20 protein-coding genes, 1 tRNA gene and 1 pseudogene are annotated in these 19,234 nt (G+C 63.6%); 14 read left to right on the top strand and 8 right to left on the bottom strand.

Features of this window, described 5'->3' with window-relative positions:
* Positions 1-223 precede the first annotated feature (223 nt).
* A tRNA-Arg gene (locus BG842_RS23710) sits at positions 224-296 on the bottom strand.
* A 167-nt stretch (positions 297-463) separates the two neighbouring features.
* On the opposite strand from BG842_RS23710, the gene BG842_RS23705 reads away from it, so the two are divergent.
* Both BG842_RS23705 and BG842_RS23700 read left to right on the top strand, forming a co-directional pair.
* Positions 464-1,069, top strand: a complete 606-nt coding sequence (locus BG842_RS23705) for a hypothetical protein (RefSeq protein ID WP_069452723.1) — start codon at positions 464-466, stop codon at positions 1,067-1,069.
* A gap of 162 nt (positions 1,070-1,231) precedes the next feature.
* Positions 1,232-2,695, top strand: a complete 1,464-nt coding sequence (locus tag BG842_RS23700) for a single-stranded DNA binding protein (protein ID WP_069452722.1) — start codon at positions 1,232-1,234, stop codon at positions 2,693-2,695.
* Between the two features lie 30 nt (positions 2,696-2,725).
* On the opposite strand, the gene BG842_RS23695 is transcribed toward BG842_RS23700, so the two are convergent.
* Positions 2,726-2,932: a hypothetical protein gene (locus tag BG842_RS23695; RefSeq protein ID WP_069452721.1), complete on the bottom strand. Its 207-nt coding sequence runs from the start codon at positions 2,930-2,932 to the stop codon at positions 2,726-2,728.
* Between the two features lie 113 nt (positions 2,933-3,045).
* On the opposite strand from BG842_RS23695, the gene BG842_RS32685 reads away from it, so the two are divergent.
* From BG842_RS32685 to BG842_RS23660, 8 genes are all read left to right on the top strand, one after another.
* Positions 3,046-3,477, top strand: coding sequence for a histone (locus tag BG842_RS32685; RefSeq protein WP_069452720.1), 432 nt, complete (start codon positions 3,046-3,048; stop codon positions 3,475-3,477).
* Complete coding sequence (locus tag BG842_RS23685) at positions 3,474-4,499, top strand: histone deacetylase (RefSeq protein WP_069452719.1); 1,026 nt, start codon at positions 3,474-3,476, stop codon at positions 4,497-4,499. Before BG842_RS32685 ends, BG842_RS23685 begins: the two co-directional genes overlap by 4 nt.
* A gap of 97 nt (positions 4,500-4,596) precedes the next feature.
* A complete protein-coding gene (locus tag BG842_RS23680; RefSeq protein ID WP_254663434.1) occupies positions 4,597-5,772 on the top strand; it encodes a glycosyltransferase in 1,176 nt (391 codons plus the stop codon).
* Positions 5,744-6,415, top strand: coding sequence for a glycosyltransferase family 2 protein (locus BG842_RS23675; protein ID WP_254663433.1), 672 nt, complete (start codon positions 5,744-5,746; stop codon positions 6,413-6,415). The genes BG842_RS23680 and BG842_RS23675 overlap by 29 nt, the downstream gene beginning before the upstream one ends.
* Positions 6,412-7,368, top strand: coding sequence for a hypothetical protein (locus tag BG842_RS23670; protein ID WP_069452716.1), 957 nt, complete (start codon positions 6,412-6,414; stop codon positions 7,366-7,368). The genes BG842_RS23675 and BG842_RS23670 overlap by 4 nt, the downstream gene beginning before the upstream one ends.
* The gene (locus BG842_RS23665; protein WP_069452715.1) at positions 7,365-8,687 is read left to right on the top strand and encodes a sulfatase-like hydrolase/transferase; all 1,323 of its coding nucleotides are present in this window, start codon (positions 7,365-7,367) and stop codon (positions 8,685-8,687) included. Before BG842_RS23670 ends, BG842_RS23665 begins: the two co-directional genes overlap by 4 nt.
* Entirely contained in the window at positions 8,684-9,082 is a 399-nt protein-coding gene (locus tag BG842_RS32220; protein ID WP_254663432.1) for a hypothetical protein, read from the top strand. The genes BG842_RS23665 and BG842_RS32220 overlap by 4 nt, the downstream gene beginning before the upstream one ends.
* Positions 9,037-10,146 carry a polysaccharide biosynthesis C-terminal domain-containing protein gene (locus BG842_RS23660; RefSeq protein ID WP_254663431.1) on the top strand — a complete coding sequence of 370 codons (1,110 nt, stop codon included), beginning with the start codon at positions 9,037-9,039 and terminating at the stop codon, positions 10,144-10,146. The genes BG842_RS32220 and BG842_RS23660 overlap by 46 nt, the downstream gene beginning before the upstream one ends.
* Here BG842_RS23660 and BG842_RS23655 read toward each other — a convergent pair.
* Positions 10,138-10,932 carry a response regulator gene (locus tag BG842_RS23655; protein WP_069452714.1) on the bottom strand — a complete coding sequence of 265 codons (795 nt, stop codon included), beginning with the start codon at positions 10,930-10,932 and terminating at the stop codon, positions 10,138-10,140. The genes BG842_RS23660 and BG842_RS23655 overlap by 9 nt on opposite strands.
* Before the next feature lie 139 nt (positions 10,933-11,071).
* On the opposite strand from BG842_RS23655, the gene BG842_RS23650 reads away from it, so the two are divergent.
* Together BG842_RS23650 and BG842_RS23645 are read left to right on the top strand one after the other, a co-directional pair.
* Positions 11,072-11,422, top strand: a complete 351-nt coding sequence (locus BG842_RS23650; RefSeq protein ID WP_069452713.1) for a hypothetical protein — start codon at positions 11,072-11,074, stop codon at positions 11,420-11,422.
* A gap of 91 nt (positions 11,423-11,513) precedes the next feature.
* Positions 11,514-11,981 carry a FlaD/FlaE family flagellar protein gene (locus tag BG842_RS23645; RefSeq protein ID WP_026177828.1) on the top strand — a complete coding sequence of 156 codons (468 nt, stop codon included), beginning with the start codon at positions 11,514-11,516 and terminating at the stop codon, positions 11,979-11,981.
* An 83-nt stretch (positions 11,982-12,064) separates the two neighbouring features.
* Here BG842_RS23645 and BG842_RS23640 read toward each other — a convergent pair.
* Positions 12,065-12,819 (bottom strand): annotated as a pseudogene (locus BG842_RS23640) (alcohol dehydrogenase catalytic domain-containing protein).
* Positions 12,820-12,907: 88 nt separating this feature from the next.
* Positions 12,908-14,182 carry an RNA-guided endonuclease TnpB family protein gene (locus tag BG842_RS23635; RefSeq protein ID WP_069452712.1) on the bottom strand — a complete coding sequence of 425 codons (1,275 nt, stop codon included), beginning with the start codon at positions 14,180-14,182 and terminating at the stop codon, positions 12,908-12,910.
* A gap of 246 nt (positions 14,183-14,428) precedes the next feature.
* Here BG842_RS23635 and BG842_RS23630 point away from each other — a divergent pair, with 246 nt between their 5' ends.
* Complete coding sequence (locus BG842_RS23630; RefSeq protein ID WP_069452711.1) at positions 14,429-15,574, top strand: acyl-CoA dehydrogenase family protein; 1,146 nt, start codon at positions 14,429-14,431, stop codon at positions 15,572-15,574.
* Between the two features lie 380 nt (positions 15,575-15,954).
* Here BG842_RS23630 and BG842_RS32630 read toward each other — a convergent pair whose 3' ends face one another.
* Positions 15,955-16,083 (bottom strand): hypothetical protein, encoded by a 129-nt coding sequence (locus BG842_RS32630; protein ID WP_256388570.1) that lies wholly within the window; start codon positions 16,081-16,083, stop codon positions 15,955-15,957.
* Positions 16,084-16,141: 58 nt separating this feature from the next.
* Here BG842_RS32630 and BG842_RS23625 point away from each other — a divergent pair, with 58 nt between their 5' ends.
* On the top strand, positions 16,142-16,669 hold the full coding sequence (locus BG842_RS23625) for an Lrp/AsnC family transcriptional regulator (protein ID WP_069452710.1): 528 nt from the start codon (positions 16,142-16,144) through the stop codon (positions 16,667-16,669).
* A 77-nt stretch (positions 16,670-16,746) separates the two neighbouring features.
* On the opposite strand, the gene BG842_RS23620 is transcribed toward BG842_RS23625, so the two are convergent.
* The gene (locus tag BG842_RS23620) at positions 16,747-17,184 is read right to left on the bottom strand and encodes a MaoC/PaaZ C-terminal domain-containing protein (RefSeq protein ID WP_217493370.1); all 438 of its coding nucleotides are present in this window, start codon (positions 17,182-17,184) and stop codon (positions 16,747-16,749) included.
* Between the two features lies 1 nt (position 17,185).
* Complete coding sequence (locus BG842_RS23615; RefSeq protein WP_069452709.1) at positions 17,186-19,147, bottom strand: 3-hydroxyacyl-CoA dehydrogenase/enoyl-CoA hydratase family protein; 1,962 nt, start codon at positions 19,145-19,147, stop codon at positions 17,186-17,188.
* Positions 19,148-19,234 lie beyond the last annotated feature (87 nt).

Raw genomic sequence — 19,234 nt, 5'->3', positions numbered from 1 at the left:
AGCGTGAGGCAGGTCAGAGCTTCGCTCTGACGGAGTTACACGCGAACGTAGGTAGTCAGGTCGCGAATGACATTCGCGACCTGACGGAGATTTGAACTCGTGAAACCGTTCCGGGGTGCTCACTTCGTTGCGCTCCCGGGCATGCGATTTCCCTGCTCAAATCTCCTGGGAGTTTTCGAAGCGCAGACTCCTCGCTCCGCTCGTCGTTGTAGTGCTTCGAAAACGTCCTGACGGAGATTTGAACTCCGGTCCCTGGCTCCGCAAGCCAAGAGGATAGTCCACTACCCTACCAGGACTCATTCATTCATTTCGCGGTCGGCTTAATAGCGCTTGCGATGTGGCGGCGGTGTGAGGGTGAGACGCAACCCCACGAACCGGGTGCGGTGGCGACGCCGTGGGAGTAACTCAAATCGCTATTTTCGTCTACGGGAGTGTTTTTAGAATGGGTCCAGTAGCTATTGGTATGCAACGACGAGCCATCCTGAAACGCGCCGGTGCAGCGACGACCGTCGGACTGCTCGCTGGCTGTCTCAGCGACGGCGGCGGGAGTCCGGGCAACTCGGAACCCGACGGTTCTGGAACCGAGACGACGACGACCACGACGTCCCAAACCACCACGACGGACGGGACAACGACGGGCACCGAAACCACGGAGACGGGGACGACCCCGACGAGCGGCACGGACGAGACCGCGAAGAATCGCTCGCTGAAGGTCATCAGCGTGGAGTGCGGACAACCCGGCAACGAGGCCTCGGTGGCGTTCGAGGACTCGAAAAAGCAAGTCGCCGTCACGGGGTCGATGACGGGGAGCGACTCCTGTGCGCGTCCCACAATCGAGAGCGCGAAGTCCGATTCGAAATCGGGTGCGTTCACGGTGACGATGGGAACGAAGAAGAAAGACGGGAGCGTCGGCTGTTCGGAGTGTCTCACCGAAATCAAGTACCGCGCGACGTTCACGTTCGAAGGGTCGCTCCCGGAGTCGGTGAAAGTCACCCACAAGAGCATGGGGGAATCGAAGGTCGTCGCGGACGCTGACCGCGGGAGCACCACCGAAAGCGCGGGAAGCTGATTTCGACGAAAGCGTCATCGAGAGACGGAACGTAGGTTTATGGGTGAAGGGGGGACCACTCTTCTGCATGAGTCGAATCGCATCGGAATCGACGTACTCCGTCCGATTGCCGACACAAAGACAACGCTTAAGCGACGGCCAACCCTGCAACCGAGTACGATTATGGGCGTTATAGACGAGGTACACGGGGACCTCGACGCCGACATCTCTCTGGACGAGTTCCGGGACGCCGTCGAGGAAAAAGTCGAACAGATGGGCGGCCTTGCGGACGAGGAAACCGCCGCAATGCTCATCGCCCACGAACTAGACGAGAGCGAAGTAAACGGGGTCGCCGACATCGAACCCGGCATCGAGGAAGTGAAGTTCGTTGCCAAGGTGACGAGCATCGGCGACGTTCGGACCTTCGAACGCGACGGGGACGACGCGGAGGACGGCCACGTCCTGAACGTCGACGTCGCGGACGAAACGGGGTCGATTCGCATCTCGCTCTGGGACGAACAGGCACAGGCCGCCGACGAGCAGCTCGAAACTGGCCAGGTACTTCGCATCAAAGGCCGTCCGACGGACGGCTACAGCGGGACCGAGGTCAACGTCGATCAAGTCGAACCCGACGAGGACACGGAGGTCGATGTGCAGGTACAGGACTCCTATTCGGTGTCCGACCTCTCGCTCGGCCTCTCGGACGTGAACCTGCAGGGCAAACTCCTCGATACGGGAACCGTTCGAACCTTCGACCGCGACGACGGGTCGGAAGGCAGGGTCGCCAACCTCACGGTGGGCGACGAGACGGGGCGAATCCGAATCACGCTCTGGGACGAGCGCGCGGACGCGGCCGAGGAACTCGACCCGGACATCGCCGTCGAAATCGTCGATGGGTACGTCCGCGAGCGCGACGGCAACCTCGAACTGCACGTCGGCAACCGCGGTGCCGTCGAGGAGATCGACGCCGACATCGAATACGTTCCCGAGAGCACGTCGATTGCGGACCTCGAAATCGGCGACACGGCCGACATCGTTGGCGTGATTCGCTCGACGGACCCGAAGCGCACCTTCGACCGCGACGACGGGTCGGAAGGACAGGTGAAAAACGTCCGCGTGCAGGACGAAACCGGCGACATCCGCGTCGCGCTGTGGGGCGAGAAGGCCGACCGCGAACTCGCGCCGGGCGACAAAGCGGCCTTCGCCGACGTTTCGATAAAGGACGGCTGGGCGGACGACATCGAAGCCTCCGCGGGGTGGCAGTCCACTATCTCCGTCCTCGATAGCGATTCGCCGACGGACGCCGGGTCGGACGATGCGGACGAGACGGCCCAGTCGGAGACCGGCCTCGACGCGTTCGGGAACGGTAGCGACGGAAGCGGTGGAAGCGGCGACAGTGGCGGAGACGACGCCGAACGAGCGACTGACTCCGGGGCCACGACGGAGACGATGACTACAACCACGACGGCCGACGGCGAATACGTGGAGTTCACCGGGACGGTCGTTCAGGCGGGTAATCCCGTCGTGCTGGACGACGGCGAAGAAACGGTGAGCGTCGAGACGAACGCGGACGTTCACCTCGGACAAGAAGTGACCGCGCGCGGCGAACGTCGCGGCGGGAAAATTGACGCCGAGGACGTTTTCTAACGCCGCGTCGCCTTCGTTTCGCGTCGAATCTTAACTCTGGAACGGCTCTTCGTCGCGGTGATTGTCCTTGTTCTGTTCGTCGGTCGCCGCGTCTTCGCGGGCTTGGTTCTGTTCCACGTCGGTTTCGTCTTCGAGTTCCTCCTCACGGGCCTGTTCGGCCTCCTCTTTCCCGTCTGCCTCGTCGGATTCTTCTTTTTCCTTTGCCATCGTTCGGTCGCGTTCGTGTGGGTCGCTCATCGTGTTCGGCAGTTCATCGTCTTTCTTTTTATTCGTGCTGGCAGTTTCCCGTCGAATTTGCCGCGAACGACGGTAGGGAAAGATTAAGGGCGACTGACTTCCGCTGTTGGATTATGAGCGTTGAGCTTCCGTTTGCGCCGGTCGATACGATAATCCGACGGAAAGCAGGTGACCTCCGCGTCAGCGCGGACGCCGCCGAAGAACTCGCCCACCGGATACAAATTCACGGAGCGGAGTTGGCCGTGGACGCGGCAAAACGGGCGACGAAGGACGGACGGAAGACGCTGATGGCGGAGGATTTCGGCGTCCAGCAGGTTATCGATAAGGACGAACTCGTCCTTCCGGTCGCGCCTGTTGATCGAATCGCGCGGCTCGACATCGACGACGATTATCGGGTTTCGATGGACGCGCGCGTGGCGCTTGCCGACATCCTCGAGGATTACGCCAACAACGTCGCGGCCGCGGCGGCGATCCTCGCCCATCACGCGGACCGGCGAACGGTTAAGGCCGAGGACATCGAGACCTACTTCAGGCTGTTCGAATGAACTTCGGCTACAGCGAGGTCTGTTTAGCTCACGACACCGGGAAGCGACATCCGGAAAACCCGGACCGGTTGCGTGCGATTCGACAGGCCCTCACGCGAAAGCACGGCGTCGAATACGTCGAGTCACCTCCCGCAACCGAGGCCGAAGTGACCGCGGTCCACGACGCGGGGTACGTAACGGAGTTCCGCGAGTTCTGTGAGGACGGCGGCGGAAACTGGGACCCGGACACCGTTGCCGTGGCGGCGACGTGGGACGCCGCGCTCGAAAGCGCGGGGCTGGCGGAGTGGGCCGCCAAGGCGGCGCTCTCGGGGGAAGACGGCCGCTCGACGCCGTTCGCGCTGGGCCGCCCGCCGGGACACCACGCGGTGGAAGACGACGCGATGGGATTTTGTTTCTTCAATAATGCCGCGGTCGCGGCCCGGTCGGTCATCGACGAGGGGGAGGCAGAACGGGTCGCGATACTCGACTGGGACGTTCACCACGGCAACGGGACGCAGGACATCTTTTACGGCGACGACGACGTGTTCTACGTCTCGATTCACGAGGACGGACTGTATCCCGGCACGGGAGAAATAGACGAGTCGGGCGAGGGTGACGGGGAGGGAACGACGCTCAACGTTCCGCTCCCCGCGGGGTCGGGTGACCCTGAATACCGCTCGGCGTTCGACGACCTCGTCACGCCGTCGCTTCTCGACTTCGACCCCGACCTCGTGTTGGTGAGCGCCGGATTCGACGCCCACCGCCACGACCCCATCTCCCGGATGCGCGTCTCGACGGAGGGCTACGGCATGCTCACCGCCCGCGTTCGAGAACTGGCGGACGAGGCGGGAGCGGCGCTCGGATTCGTCTTGGAAGGCGGCTACGGCTTGGACACACTCTCGGACGGCGTTGCGATGGTCCACGAGGTGTTCGACGGGATGGAACCGGTCGTCCCCGACGAGGAGGCGAGCGAGGAAGTCCGCGAACTGATAGCGGAAATACGCGACTCGCACCCGGCGTTCGAATCGGATGCCGACGCCTGACTCGTTCCGGATCGTTACACCCATGCCACATTTTCAAGAATAGCACACAATTTATCAGCTAACGCGCTGTAGCATCGTCACGCTCAGGGGTGGGCCAATGAGACAGGAATCACGCGACGTTGCGATTTTACACGACAGGTTTCCCGCCATGGGGGGCGGCGAACGGTTCGCCATCGAGGCCGCTCGGGTACTCGATGCGCCGATTTACACGATGTACGTGGCGGGCGATGTCAGCGTCCCGGACGACGTGACCATCGTTCCGATACGGCAAGAAAAGTACACCCGGGGTCTCTCGGGGCGACTGCTCGAATGGAAGAACGAGGGGATGAACCCGCTGGAAACGCTGTCGGTGGCGGTCGATTTGACCGACGCGCACGACGAACTGGCGACGTACGACGTGCTCCTCGAAAGCGCACCGCTTTCGAAGTCCTACGTGCCGCCGGTCGAACAGACGGTTCTCCACTACCCGCACAGTCCGCCGCGGTGGTTGTACGACCTCTTCCGCGAACGGCTCTCGGAGTTCGACTATCCCGGCGTCGGATTCGCGCTGAAGGGCTACGCGAAGGCGTGGCGGACGCTCGACAAGGAGGGCAACGAGTACGTCGACCGGTTCGTCGCCAACAGCGAACTCGTCCGCGACCGAATCCAGCGGTACTACGACCGGGAGGCGGCCGTCGTCTACCCGCCCGTCACCGGCGACTGGAGAAACGAGGGCGACGACGGCTACTTCGTCACGTGGTCCCGTCTCGCGCCGGAGAAACGCATCGACCTCATCGTCGACGCGTTCGCCGGGTTGGAGGAACGTCTCCTCGTCGTCGGCGACGGGGAGGAACGGGAGCGACTCGAACGGAAGGCGCGCGGCCTCGAAAACGTCGAACTGCGGGGATACGTCCCGAACGTGGAGGATCTCGTCTCGCGCGCCAATGCCGTCGTCTACGCGCCCAAGAACGAGGATTTCGGACTGGTCGGGGCGGAGGCGCTGACGGCGGGCAAACCCCTCATCGGCGTGAACGAGGGGTACACTCGCCACCAAGTCGTGGAAGGCCGGACGGGGATTCGCTTCGACCCGACGATCGGGTCGCTCCGCGAAGCAGTCGAACGGTTCGACCCCGACGACTTCGACGCCGAGGAAATCCAGCGATTCGCGCGTCGATACGACCGGTCCACATTCGCCGAGTCGTTGCTCGAACTGGTCAACAGAACGCACGCGGAAGCGGCCGAAAAGCGCGCCGCAGTCGATGCCGATGATACGAAACCCATACGCATCCGATGAGCCGCGGGTGTCGGTCGTCATTCCGACGGTTCCATCGAACGACCACGCGGGAGTCGTCGCCGCCTTGCGGAACCAGACCGCCACCGAGTTCGAGGTGCTGGTCGTCGAGGACGCGTCCCTCGACATCTGCGAGGCGCGAAACGCAGGAATCGAGGCGGCGAGCGCGGACGTCGTGGCGCTCACCGACGACGACTGTCTCCCTCCGCCCGATTGGGTCGCCGTAATCGAGAATGCCCTCGACGGCGAAACGGTCTGCGTCGAAGGGAGCGTCAGCGGCGGACGGACCTACGACGGAACGGGACTGTACGTGGGGTGTAACCTCGCCTTCGACCGTGAGGTGGCGCTCGACGCGGGCGGGTTCCGGAGCGAGTACGCGGGTTGGCGCGACGACACCGAGTTCGGGTGGCGGATGGAATCCTACGGGACGTGTCGGTACGACCCCACGATGGTGATGTCGCACCCCGACCGCCCTCGCGCCAATATCGATTCCGACATCGAGGCCCGTCTGAAACGCGAGTACCCGACTCGCTACGAGGAGCGAATCGTCCCCGAGACGAGGCTCGGCAGGGTCAACGACTGGCTGTGGCGACGGGGGTTCTGGAACGCGGTCGATAGGGTTCGAGACGTGGGAGGGGTCCGATGACGTTCGGCGATTGGGTCGAGGAGAGTCGGGAGCGGGTTCGGAAGGACGGCTGGCGCGGCGTGGACAAGTCGGCGTACGAACTGTACAAGGGGTTTCTCCGACGCGTCGGGGAACGTCGGGAGTTCGGCGAGTCCGTCTACGACCATCCGTGGGACGCGCTCGTCGTCCTCGACGGCTGTCGGTTCGACTGCATGTGCGAGGTCGCGCCCGAGGTTCCCTTCGTCGAGCGCGTCTGGCGCTTCGAATCCGCTGGCACCCGCTCGGACGAGTGGATGCGCGAGAACTTCGGGAAGCGGGACTGTTCGGATACGGTCCACGTCACCGCGAATCCGAACTCCGCGGAACACCTCGACGCCGGGAACTTCGGCCGACTGGAGGAGGTGTGGCGCGACGGGTGGGACGACGAACTCGGGACGGTTCCCGCCCGCGCCGTCACCGACCGGGCCATCCTCGCGGGGCGGGACATCGACTGGCGGGCGGACGACTCGACGAAACTCGTCGTTCACTACATGCAACCGCACTTCCCGTCGATTCCCGCTCCGCTTCCGGGCGACGCGATGAGTCGGGACGAGTTCGGCGAGCGCGTCGGCGTCTGGGAGCGCTTGCGCCGCGGGGACCTCTCCACAGAGCAGGTGTGGCGTTCCTACCGCGAGAATCTCCACTACGTCCTCTCGGAGGTACGGGTGCTGCTCGACAACCTCGGCGCCGAGCGCGTCGTCATCACGGCCGACCACGGCAACGGATTCGGCGAGTGGTACGTCTACGGGCACCCCGACAGCACGCCGATAAGCGCCCTCCGCGACGTCCCGTGGGTCGTCACCAGCGGTACCGACACGGGGAGTTACGAACCCGAACGCTGGATGAAAACGGCGGAGACGTTGCGCGAAACGGACGCTTCCGACGGTGCGGACGCGTCAGTCGAAGAGCGCCTGTCCGCGCTGGGATACCGATGAACGTCGCGCTCGTCGTCCTCGACACGCTACGGAAGGACGCCTTCGACGCGCACTTCGACTGGCTTCCGGGAACGCGCTTCGAGAACGCCTATTCGACCTCCCACTGGACGGTCCCGGCACACGCCTCCCTGTTCGCGGGGAAGTATCCGAGCGAGTTGGGGGTCTACGCCGGTGCACAGTTGCTCGACTGCCCCGAACCGGTGCTTCCCGAATCGTTCCACGGGGGCGGCTACACCACCCGCGCGTTCAGCGCCAACGTCAACATCTCGCGCCCGTTCGACTTCCACCGGGGATTCGACCGGTTCGAGGGGAGTTGGCGACTCGACGCCCTCTCAGAGGACGTCTTCGACTGGGACGGGTTCATCGCCGAGACGCGCGACATGGGGCCGGAGCGCTACGCCGTCGCGTTGCGCGACATTCTACTGGGCGACTGCGACACCGTGCCGTCGCTCAAGCGCGGCGCGTTCCTCAAACTCCGCGACTTGGGGATGGGTCGGACGACCCGCGACGACGGCGCGACGGAGGCGCTCCAGTTCGTCCGCGAGACCGACTTCGGCGACGACGAGTTCCTGTTCGTCAACCTGATGGAGGCCCACACGCCCTACGCCCCGCCCGAGGAGTTCCGAACCGTGGACCCCCCGGAACTCGACGGCCTTCGGGCGACGCTTTCGTCGCCCGACGCGGACCCCGACAGGATTCGGCGGGCGTACGACGACGGCGTTCGATACCTCGCCGACCGCTATCGCGCCATCTTCGCCGAACTCCGCGAGGAGTTCGACTACGTCATCACGCTCGCGGACCACGGCGAAGCCCTCGGCGAGTACGGCGCGTGGGAGCACCTCTGTGGCCTGTATCCCGAGGTGACGAAGGTGCCGCTCTGTATCTGGAGTACGGACGAAACCGAGACGACATCCACCCGCCGCGAGGAACCGGTCAGCCTGCTCGACGTGCATCGGACGGTGCTCGACATCGCCGACCTCGACGGGGACTCGCGGGGGCGGAACCTGCTCGTTGACCCCGACGACGCGGACCGAACCGAGTGGCTGGTCGAGTACCACGGTCTGACGGACCGTCATCGCGCCGCGCTCTCCCGCGACGGGTTCGACGTTGAACCGCTGGACACGGAACTACACGCGCTGGTCGCGCCGGGCTACTACGGGTGGGAGACGCCCGACGGGTTCCGCCAGTCCGGCGAAACGGAAAAGCCGCGGGAGCGAGTGGAAACGCTCGTGAACGAACTGAATCGACGGGTGGTGTCGAACGACGCGGCCCTCTCGCCCGCCGTCGAGGAGCAACTCCGCGACCTCGGCTACGCATGAGCGAGGCGGCGGGAACCAGCCTCAGCAAGGAGACGCTCGGCGGGACTGTCGCCCAGTTCTCGATGGCGCTCATCGGCTTCGTCGGGACCATCGTCTTCGCGCGGTGGCTCGGGCCGAGCGCGTTCGGCGGCGTCTACCTCCTCTTCGCGCTGGTGAAGTTCGCCGACCGACCGATGAACGGCTGGTCGCTCGCGGCGAAAAAACGCGTCGCCGAATCCGACGCGCTCCGTCCCCCGCGTTCGGCGCGCAACTCCTGTTCGACGCCGGATGGGTCGTCATCGCGGGTACGGTCGTCTTCCTCGCGGGTGACGTCCTTCGTGACTACACGGGCCTCGCGCTGGCCCCGCTGTTGCTCGTCTGTCTGCTCGCCACCGAATCGGTGTACGAGACGATAGACAGCCTCGTCCAAGGCAGGGGTCGAATCAGCGCCGCGACGTGGGTCGATACGCTCAGGTCGGTGTTCACCCTCCCGCTCCAAATCGGGTTCGTGGCCCTCCTCAGCACGGCGACCGTCGTCGGGGCGGCCGGAATGGTGTACGGGTTGGCGCTCGCCTCCGCGCTGGTGCTTCCCCTCGCGGTCGTCCTCGTCGCGGCCCGCCCCGCGATTCCGTCCCGCGCGTTCGTTCGGAGCCTCGCCGACTACGCTCGGTACAGCATCCCGTCAACACTGTCGGGAACGACCTACGACCGCCTCGACGTGCTCCTGCTCGGCTTCCTGCTCGTGGACGGCACGTCGGCCGTCGGGTGGTACGAGGTCGCGTGGAAGTTCACCCTCCCGGCCGTGTTCGTCGCCGACATGGCTGGACGGGGGCTGATGACGACGGTCAGCGCCAGAAACGAGCGGGTCGGCGGTGCCGCCCACGACATCTCGAACACGCTGGCCTACGCGGGAATCCTCGCGTTTCCCATTCTCTTCGGCTCGTTCGCGCTCTCGAACGCCCTCGTCGTGACGGTGTACGGACCGGCGTACAGAAACGCCGCCGTCCTACTGGTCGGTCTCGCCGCGTATCGCGTCGTCCGCGCACAGAGCGGCCCGCTCTTGCAGGCGGTCAACGGGTTCGACAGGCCGGACGTGGCGATGCGGCTCTCGGCGCTCGCCGTCGGCATCAACCTCCTTCTCGGCGTCTTCCTGACGCTCCGGTTCGGTCCGGTCGGGGTCGTCGCCGCGACCATCGTCGCCGAGTCGGCCGTGTATCTCGGCGCGCTTCGATTCCTCCGGGGTGAACTCGTCGGCGTCGAACCGGTTTCGCGTCCGATGGCCGCGCAAGTCGGCGCGAGTCTCGTCATGTTCGTCGTCGTCTCCGTCGCTCACGCGTCCGTCCCCGTGGCGTCGTGGACCGACCTCCTCTCGCTCGTCTCACTCGGCGGCGTCGTCTACGTCGGCATCCTCTTCGCCGTCAGCCCCGGCGTTCGACACACGTTCACCGAGGCGGTCCGCGGGTCGTTTTCCTCACCGTAGGGCTTCCGACCATCCGTCGTGATTTTCGACGCTTCGTCCCTCGGCGATGAGCGTTTCGACGGTGCCGGACTCGCCGCGGACGGGGCGGACGATGACGTCGAGGACGACCGGTCCCAGTTCGTCGGTCAGGTTTTCCGCGCGAAACCGGACGAATTCGCCGTCGGCCGCGGCGGCGATTCGTCGGCGTAGCTCCTCCCGTTCTTCGTCCGAAATCGTCCACCACGGTGTCTCCCAGAATAGCTCTCCCTCGACTGCCGCCGCGTCCTCGTGAATCGCGTCGAGCGCGGTTCGGTTGATCGTGATGACCGTCCCATCGGTTTCGAGCAGGCCGATGAAGGAAAAGGGGTCGTCGAACACGGCTTCGAACCGCCGTTCGCTCTCGCGGAGCGCGCGCTCGGCGCGGTGTTTCTCCACCGCGTTTTCGACGACGTGCGCGAGAACGGTGTACTGGTCCACGCCGGTTTCTTTCTGGAGGTAGTCGGTGACGCCCGCGGAGATGGCCTCGCTGGCGATTTCCTCGCTTCCCTTGCCGGTGAAGAGGATGAACGGCAGTCCGGGAAACGATTCACGAACGGCAGCGAGCAGTTCGAGGCCGTTCATCGTCGGCATGTCGTAGTCGCTGACGACGCAATCGAACTCTTCGGCTTCCAACCGGTCGAGTGCGTCCACCGGATTCGTCTCCGCGTGCGTCTCCAAGGCGTCTCCTTCCCGTCGTACGAACTGGGCCGCTATCTCCGCGAGGTCCGGTTCGTCGTCGACCAGCAACACGCGGATCGGCATCGACATACCCTTCGGTATTCGTTGACCACCGTAAGTCTGACGGGTTTTTTATGCTTCTTCGCGTTGATTCCTCCGTCTCGAACTGCTATCGAAAGTCGGCGGGAGACAGAAGCTATAACCTTGTTCCGTGACGAATAGAACGGTGATGTCACTCCTCAAAATCAACATCGAAAAGCCGGCGCTCGTCGAGGAACGAGTGTACCCCGACAGGGACTCTGCACCCGCGACCGCCAGCACGAAATCGGAATCGTCCTGCCCGTCGCTGTCGTCGGTGCTGAAACCGCTCCTCGGTCTCCTCTTCGTCGTCGGTGCCGCCCTGTTCGTGGCCAAGCGCCGCTCCGGGACGGACGACGAGGACGACGAAATCAGCGCGGACGATTTCAGTTCCGAACCCGCCGGAAGCGGGAACCTCACCCGAAAACTCGGTCTCCTCGCCAGTCTCCTCGGCGTCGTGCTCGTCGCGCGAAAGCGCCGCGGCGGAAACGACGACGAATAACTCGACGTGACGCTTTTCTGAACTCCGTTTTTCCGAACCGCCTCGTACCAAGATTTAAGTGGGTTGAAATACTCTTCTTCTAAGTATCAGAATGAGTATCAAGCCAGCCGAGTACGACCTGCGCGAACTCCGCAGGATGGCTGACGAGGACGAACCACCCCTCGACCTCGACGCGGACGACGACGAGCGGACGGCCGAGGAACTCCTCCGTATCGGTCAGCGCGAGGAACTGGTGAAGTTGCAAACCAAACTGCTGGCGACCGGTTCGCTTCCGGAAAAACCCTACTTGACGGGACTGCCGACCCGCTACGGTGCGGAGGTCGTGGTCTTCGAATGGCTCGATTTCCTCATCGAAAAGGCCGGATTCGAGAACACCGGCAACGCGCTCTCCTACTACGTGGACATCGACTGGCTGAGCGAATCGGCCTACGAGTCCCTTCGCTCGTACATGTACGGGTTCTCGGAGACGGACCGGTTCGGGTCCGCTGGTCCCGCTTCGCTCGACACGAGCGACCACGTTCTCAGCCTCATCTACATCGCCCGTCTCGCGTCGCTCTGATTCCCGTCCGAATCGCGTCGTCGAGACACCCGTACGGTCTCGTTTTCCGAACGACACGTCGGACGAGTCTCTCGCCAGCGGCCTCAGAACGTGTCCACGACGGGAATCCCCATCGTCTCGTAATCGCTCATCGCGGCCAGCCGCTCCGGAACGTCGTCCAGCGTGACGGTTTCGGAGACGACGGCGCTCGGGTCGAGGGTCCCCGACTCGACCATTCGGAGGATTTCGTCGTAGCGAGGCGGTTGCATTCCGAACGACCCGACGAACTCGATTTCTTTCATCACCATCGCGTCCGTCGGCAGTTCCACGCTCCCCCGTTCCTCCTTCGTCGTGAGGCCGATTTGGACGTGTTGGCCGCGGCGACGGAGGCTGGAGACGGAGTTCTGGCAGGTTTCGGCGATGCCGAGCGCGTCCACGGACACCGACGCGCCGCCGTCCGTGATGCCCATGATGGCCTTCGGCACGTTGTCCGTCTTGGCGGCGTTCACGGTTTCGCGAGCGGGAGGAGGTTTTCACAGACGTTCGAGTGGCCGTTTCGACATTCGGGACAGGTGCCGTCGCTCAGGGTGAACGGGACGGCGACGCTATCACCCTCGCTGAGGCGCGTCACGTCCTCGCCTACCTCGATGACCGTTCCGGCGGGTTCGTGGCCCAGAATCTGCCCTTTCGGCGGTTTCGCGCCGATCCAGTCCCAATCCCCCTGCCACGCGTGCCAGTCGCTTCGGCAGATGCCGCAGGCGTCCGTCTCTATCACGATGCCGTCCGGGTCGGGTTCCGGACGTTCCACGTCCTCGATTCGAAGGGGTTCGCCGTACTCGCGTAACACTGCAGCGCGCATGTCTGTATCCACGTTTCTCTCGCACTTGACATCCTCCCGCGTCTGAAGACGCGGGAATCCCACGGCACCGCACCGCTGAGTTGGGATATTACGGTTCGCGGTTCACGGCCTGTTCTTGTGGGGCGAAACGGCCCTCACTACGGTCGAACAGGTGAACCGCTGGCTGTGCCAACCAGCCGTTATCCCTATCACCGCCATCCGTGGCGAGACTCGGGAGTACCTTTTGCCGAATATTCTCCGCACCGTTCACGTCCGCGTTCGCAACCGTATCGCATCTCTCACACACGTACAGTCCGCGTTCAACGCGCTGATTGTCGTCCGTGTGGCCGCACACCGAACACGACTTCGACGTATCGCGTTCGGACACTAACTCCACGTTGATTCCTCCGGCTTCGGCCTTGTAGTCGAGAAGCGTCGTGAATCGGTCGAACGCCCACCCGTGCAAGTCCAAGTTGCCGTGGTCGCCCCAATTCCGAGAGTCGCCCGTCTCGTCGTCTTCTCGGATACCACCGAGGTCGCCAACGACAACCGTACCAATACCCCGTTCAACACACTCCTCAACAATTGCTTTCGAGAGGGCGTGCAAGAAGTGTGTCCGACGACCCGTTCGCTTGCGGTCAAGACGAGTCGCCTCACGGGACGAGGAATCGTTACACTTGGCTTTCTTCTTCGTGAAGTAGTATTCGTCCTCTTTGAGTGCGCCACCCGGATACAACACGGATTCTCTGCCGAACGAGACGGCGGCGAAGTTGCAAATCCCGAGGTCAACACCGGCCACCTTGTCTCCCGGCGGTTCCGGGTCGATAGTGGTGCGGCAGACGAATTGAAGCCGCCACTTGTCACGCTTGTAGACGGCGCGAACCTGTTGAATGTCCCACTCGGTCAGGTCAACATCCGGGCGAGTTTGGTACTTGCACAGGATGAAGTCCGAGCGGTGTTCTTTGAGGTTGCGGCCTTTTGAGAGGCGAACGCGGTTGAACTGTGCGTCGTGCTTGAAGCCAGCCGCTTTGAACGACACGGTTGAACGAGGGTGGGATTCTCCATGTTTCCGGTAGCCGGGCGGTCGGGCACGGTCGTCGCCGTTCCGACGCTTGCCGAACCAGCCGTTGAACGCTTCAGCGAGTTCTTCGAGAACGCGCTGACTGGATTGAGAATGCAAGTCCGTGTAGCGTTCGTGGCTTTTGAGTTCGGCTTTGAGTTCCCCGTCATCGGGAATCTCGCCCGTTTCATCCCACTGTTCTTGTGCGTAGTAGCGACCGACGTTCCAGAGTTTTGAGGCGGCCCATCCGAGTTGGTCGAGGTCGTCACGAACCTGTTGCTGGTTCGTGATTGTAGCCTCGAAAGTTCGAATGGTTCGACTCATTTTCTGGCTTCATAACTGGTTATGAACGCCGTTTTCTTAATAGTGTCGGTTGGCGTGGAATATCCAGACTTGCTATCGACTGTGGAGTGTGTCGGTGTTGTCGGATTCATCCTGACCCTTTAGGGTCAGGTATTCTCCTTGATTCTGTATAAATCTACGCCGGTGTGTACGGATATGTGGCGAATTCTGTTAACATAGATTACTGAAATGCCGAAGATTCTTTTCATTGGAATCCGAAGACGGGGTATGGCATTTCGACTGTCAGACGAACAGCGTGCGATACGCGAGGCGGTGCGGGAGTTCGGCGAGGCGGAGATAACGCCGGTCGCCCGCGAACACGACGAGGAGAAGAAGTACCCCGACGACCTCGTTCGGAAGGCGGCGGAACTGGACCTCGTGGCACCGGGTATTCCGGTCGAGTACGGCGGTGCCGGGATGGACACCCTCTCGTCGGTCATCGTCACCGAGGAACTCTGGCGGGCCGACGCGGGCATCGGGAGCGCAATCGGCAGCCGCGGATTCGGCTCGAACATGATTCAGAAGTACGGCGACGAGTGGATGAAAGAGGAGTGGCTCCCGCGAATCGCCGACGGCGAGTCCGTCTGCTGTAGCTGTATCTCGGAGCCGGGCCACGGGTCGAACGTCGCGGGTATCGAGACGGTCGCCCGGCGCGATGGCGACGAGTACGTCATCGACGGCAACAAGATGTGGATTACCAACGGCACCGTCGCGGACGTCGCCGTCGTCATGGCGAAGACGGACCCCGAGGCGGAACCGCCCCACCGCGGCATCAGCGCCATCCTCGTCCCCACCGACACGGACGGCTTCGAGCCGACGAAAATCGACAACAAACTCGGCATTCGCGCCTCTGACCTCGCGGAAATCGTCCTCGACGACGTGCGCGTCCCCACCGAGAACGTCATCGGCGAGGAGAACAAGGGGTTCTATCAGCTGATGGATTTCTTCGCCTCGGGTCGCGTCAGCGTCGCGTCGCAGGCCGTCGGCGTCGCGCAGGCCGCCGTGGACGAGTCCATCGACTACGCTAACGAGCGCGAGCAGGGCGGCCAACGGATCAAGGAGTACCAAGCCATCGGGCACAAGGTCGCGGACATGGCGACGGACGTGGAGGCCGCCCGCTCTCTGACTTACCGCGCCGCCTCCCACGTCGATTCGGGCGACGACCAACTGGCGACTCGATTCGCCAGCATGGCGAAACTCTTCGCCAGCGAGCACGCCGTGGACGTCGCGGACGAGGCGATTCAGGTCCACGGCGGCGCGGGCTACGTCACCGACCACCCCGTCGAACGCTACTACCGCGACGCCCGCATCACCAAAATCTACGAGGGAACCAGCGAAATCCAGAAGAACATCATCTCCGACGACCTGTTCTAGGACTTCGAGAGGGAATTTCACAGGACGGGGCGTCGCTCGACCGACCAACTGTCACAAACGCCAACTCACCTATCCATTGTGGCGCGGTGCGAGTGCGGGGTTGGGACTGAAAGGGGCCGGGCGTTCGCGCAAAGTTTAGTCGCCTGTGTGGGCCACTATTTTGACCGGGCGTTGTCGCCGCGAGCGAAGCGAGGGGCGGCTGGGAAGAGCGGAGCTCTTCCGGCGCGGGGAGGTCAAAATATCCCACACAGCGACCGCGAACGTCCGGGGGCTTTCGAGGACTTCATCACAGTAGTTGTGTCTCTGACGCGAGCAGTAACAGACGTCAATGAAACCGCAACCGCACCACCTCCGCCCTCGGCCCTCCCCAGCCTCCTCGCTCAGCGAGGCTTCGCTCGTCCCTCGCGCGCCGCTCGTTGCACTCGCTTCCGCGCGCCGACCGATGCTGATTGTGGATAGTCGAGGACTGACGGTGGGTGTTCGAGGCGAACGATTCTCTCGTCTGTCATCGCCTCGTTTTGCCCGTCGAAGGAGAACTATGATAACCCGCTCTCCGGAAGGAGTACTATGACCGACGAGACGGATTCACCGGAGTGGAAGTTCAAGGAGCGGGACATAGCGATTCTGCGGGAGTTGACGCGGGACCCGCAACTGTCCTCGCGCGAACTCACGACCATTCTCGCGGAGGAGTACGACATCGAGGTGTCGCACGTCACCGTGAGCGAGTCGATTCGGGAGATGCGAAACGAGGGCGTGTTCCGGGAGGCCATCATCCCCAACGAGGAGTACTACATCTTCGGCCTGTTCGAGTTCAAGTTCAACCCGGAACACTTCGCGGACAGTTGGCGCGCCGCGATGGAGTACATCCGCGACGACCCCAACACGCTGTTTTACTTCCTCTCGGACGGCGAGTACCAGTGGAAGACGGTGATGATGTTCCCCAACCGGCAGGCGGAATCCCGCTGGATTCACGAGTTCTACAAGGAACACGGGGACGTCATCGACAACATCCGCAACTCGGTGGTGCACAACGTGCTCAAGTTCCGCACCGACCCCGAGATATTCGAGGGGCTGAACGACGAGCACATGGAGTAGGTCGCGTCGCCCGCGCCGGTCCCCGCTTCGCTACCGGACGAACGGGCGTCGGTACCGCACGAGATGAACAGACTCCGTTACCGCACGAGCGAGAGGAGTTCGCACGACAGCACGACTTCCTCGCGCTGGTTCAGGACTTCGGCTTCGTATCGAACGACGCCGGTCGCGGTCGGGTGGTCTTTCCGCTCCTTTTCGAGCAGTTCCAACTCGACGTGAATCGTGTCGCCGAAGAACACCGGGGCGGTGAAGCGCAGTCGGTCCACACCGTAGAACGCGACTACTTCCGCACGGTCGTCGGCGATGCGCCGCGTGAGTCCGGTCATCGCCGAGAACACGAGCGCGCCGTGGGCGATTCGCTCCCCGAACTCCGAATTTTCCATCTCGGTCTCGCTGGTGTGGAGCGTGTTGAAGTCGCCGCTCACGCCCGCGAAGTTCACCACGTCCGCCTCGGTGATGGTCCGTGAAGGGGTCGTCATCCGGCGGCCGACGTCCAGTTCCTCGAACGAGAGCGCCACGTCACTCACCCGTGAATTCGGGGTCGCGGTCCTCGCGGAACGCGGCGGTCCCCTCGCGCACGTCGTCGGTGCCCATGAGCAGGCCGAAGCCCTGGCTCTCCATGGCGAGCGCGGCGTCGAGGCTGGCGTCCCCGCCTTCGTTCATCACTTTCTTCGCCACCTTCAGGCCGAGCGGCGGCCCTTCGAGCAGGTCGTCCACGAACTCCGCAACGACGTCCTCGAACTCGTCGGCGGGGACGGCGCGGTTGATGAGACCCCACTCCTCGGCGCGGTCGGCGTCGATGCGGTTGCCTCGGAACACGAGTTCCTTGGCGCGCGTCTCGCCGAGCAGTCGAAGGAGGCGCTGGGTGCCGCCGCCGCCGGGAATCAGGCCGAGGCGAATCTCGGGCGACCCGAACTCGGATTCCTCCGTGGCGATTCTGAGGTCACAGGCCAGCGCCAACTCCAGTCCCGCGCCCAAACAGTAGCCGTCCACCTTGGCGACGGTCGGGCGCTCGAAGTCGTTGACCGTCTCGAACGTCGGCGTCACGTCCATGAAGTCCGTCGGGGTGGCGTCGGCGAACCCGCCGATGTCGGCCCCGGCGCTGAACGCCCGGTCGCCAGCGCCTTCGAACGTGACGCACCGAACCTCGTTCACGTCGACCGACGTGAGCAGGTCGTCGATTTCGCCCAACAGGTCCGCAGAGAGGGCGTTCATTCGCTCCGGCCGGTCGAGTTCCACGGCGAGCAGTCCGTCCCCTGTGAGGTCGTAGTTCAAAAATCGGTAGTCGCCGGGCCCGTCGCCGCTCGTGCCGTACTCGTGGAAGCCTTCTCCCGCGTCCTCGCCGGTCTTCCCCGCCTCGACCAGTTCGACGAGGTAGTCGTCGGGGTCGAATCGGTCCTCGCCCGTCTCCTCGTGCAGGGTTTCGAGTTTGTCGAGGACGACGTCGAGGCCGAGTTTGTCCCCGCGTCGGCAGATGCCCTCCGGGAAGCCGAGGCCGAGGCGGACGCCGGTGTCGATTTCGTCGGGTCGCGCCACGCCGTCGCCGACCAGTCGCGCCGCCTCGTTGACCATCCGCGCTTCGATTCGGAGGGTCTCGAACCCCTCGCCGTCACCGAGTTCGTAGTTGACCCCTTCGCCGTCCTCGTACTCGTAGTACCCCCGTCCCGTCTTTCGACCGAGTTCGTCGTTCTCGACCTTTTCGGCCATGATGGGCGGAATCTCCCGCCCCGATTCGTTGCGGACGTGGTAGCCCACGTCGATGCCCGTGAGGTCCATGAGTTCGAACGGCCCCATCGGGTAGCCCCGCTGGTGGACCATCGCGGCGTCCACCTCGCGTACCGTGGCCTCGTCGTTCGACACCATCCACGCCGGTTCGTCGCCGAACGGCCCGAGCACCGTGTTGACGACGAAGCCGCGGACGTCCTTGCGCACGTAAATCGGCGTCTTGCCGAGCGACTGTGCGAACTCGTAGGCCGCTTCGGCCGTGTCGTCGCTCGTCCGGTCGCCGTAGATGACCTCGACCAAATCCATCTTCACTGGCGGGTTGAAAAAGTGCATTCCAACCACGTCCTCCGGCCGCGAGGTCGCTCCCGCCATCTCGGTGACGCTCAGACTGGACGTGTTCGACGCCAGAATCGCGCCCTCCGGCGCGAACTCGTCGAGGTCGGCGAAAACGTCCTTCTTGAGGTCCATCCGCTCGGGCACCGCCTCGATAACGAGGTCCGCGTCCGCGACCGCCGATTCCAACTCGACCCCCGTGTCGATGCGGTCGAGCACGTCCTCGGCCGGTTCGTCGAGGCGTCCTTTCTCGGCAAACTTCTCCAGACTCCACTCGATGTTCCCGTATCCGTCCGCGACGAACTCCTCTTTCACGTCGCGCATGGTCACGTCGTATCCGGCGATGGCGGCGACTTCCGTGATTCCGTGCCCCATGTTTCCGGCCCCGAGAACCGTCACTCGCGCAATGTCCGTGTCCGTCATGCGACCGACCGTTTCGGCCCGCGGTATCTTAACTCCACCGCGGGGCTGTTATTTCTGTAAGCGAAAAGTGTACATTTCACAAGTATC

This window comes from Haladaptatus sp. W1 (assembly GCF_001723155.1).
In the GTDB taxonomy this organism is placed as follows: domain Archaea; phylum Halobacteriota; class Halobacteria; order Halobacteriales; family Haladaptataceae; genus Haladaptatus; species Haladaptatus paucihalophilus.
The sequence above is the reverse complement of the archived record's forward strand: the minus strand, read 5'-3'. Positions and strand labels throughout refer to the sequence as shown.

Bases quoted from the DNA above. Each gene is read 5' to 3' on its own strand.
- BG842_RS23685 (WP_069452719.1), top strand. From the start codon at position 3,474: ATGAACTTCGGCTACAGCGAGGTCTGTTTAGCTCACGACACCGGGAAG.
- BG842_RS23680 (WP_254663434.1), top strand. From the start codon at position 4,597: ATGAGACAGGAATCACGCGACGTTGCGATTTTACACGACAGGTTTCCC.
- BG842_RS23705 (WP_069452723.1), top strand. From the start codon at position 464: ATGCAACGACGAGCCATCCTGAAACGCGCCGGTGCAGCGACGACCGTC.
- BG842_RS23650 (WP_069452713.1), top strand. From the start codon at position 11,072: ATGTCACTCCTCAAAATCAACATCGAAAAGCCGGCGCTCGTCGAGGAA.
- BG842_RS23655 (WP_069452714.1), bottom strand. From the start codon at position 10,932: ATGTCGATGCCGATCCGCGTGTTGCTGGTCGACGACGAACCGGACCTC.
- BG842_RS23670 (WP_069452716.1), top strand. From the start codon at position 6,412: ATGACGTTCGGCGATTGGGTCGAGGAGAGTCGGGAGCGGGTTCGGAAG.
- BG842_RS32220 (WP_254663432.1), top strand. From the start codon at position 8,684: ATGAGCGAGGCGGCGGGAACCAGCCTCAGCAAGGAGACGCTCGGCGGG.
- BG842_RS23635 (WP_069452712.1), bottom strand. From the start codon at position 14,182: ATGAGTCGAACCATTCGAACTTTCGAGGCTACAATCACGAACCAGCAA.
- BG842_RS23665 (WP_069452715.1), top strand. From the start codon at position 7,365: ATGAACGTCGCGCTCGTCGTCCTCGACACGCTACGGAAGGACGCCTTC.
- BG842_RS23675 (WP_254663433.1), top strand. From the start codon at position 5,744: ATGATACGAAACCCATACGCATCCGATGAGCCGCGGGTGTCGGTCGTC.
- BG842_RS23625 (WP_069452710.1), top strand. From the start codon at position 16,142: ATGACCGACGAGACGGATTCACCGGAGTGGAAGTTCAAGGAGCGGGAC.
- BG842_RS23630 (WP_069452711.1), top strand. From the start codon at position 14,429: ATGGCATTTCGACTGTCAGACGAACAGCGTGCGATACGCGAGGCGGTG.
- BG842_RS32685 (WP_069452720.1), top strand. From the start codon at position 3,046: ATGAGCGTTGAGCTTCCGTTTGCGCCGGTCGATACGATAATCCGACGG.
- BG842_RS23695 (WP_069452721.1), bottom strand. From the start codon at position 2,932: ATGAGCGACCCACACGAACGCGACCGAACGATGGCAAAGGAAAAAGAA.
- BG842_RS32630 (WP_256388570.1), bottom strand. From the start codon at position 16,083: ATGACAGACGAGAGAATCGTTCGCCTCGAACACCCACCGTCAGTCCTC.
- BG842_RS23615 (WP_069452709.1), bottom strand. From the start codon at position 19,147: ATGACGGACACGGACATTGCGCGAGTGACGGTTCTCGGGGCCGGAAAC.
- BG842_RS23700 (WP_069452722.1), top strand. From the start codon at position 1,232: ATGGGCGTTATAGACGAGGTACACGGGGACCTCGACGCCGACATCTCT.
- BG842_RS23645 (WP_026177828.1), top strand. From the start codon at position 11,514: ATGAGTATCAAGCCAGCCGAGTACGACCTGCGCGAACTCCGCAGGATG.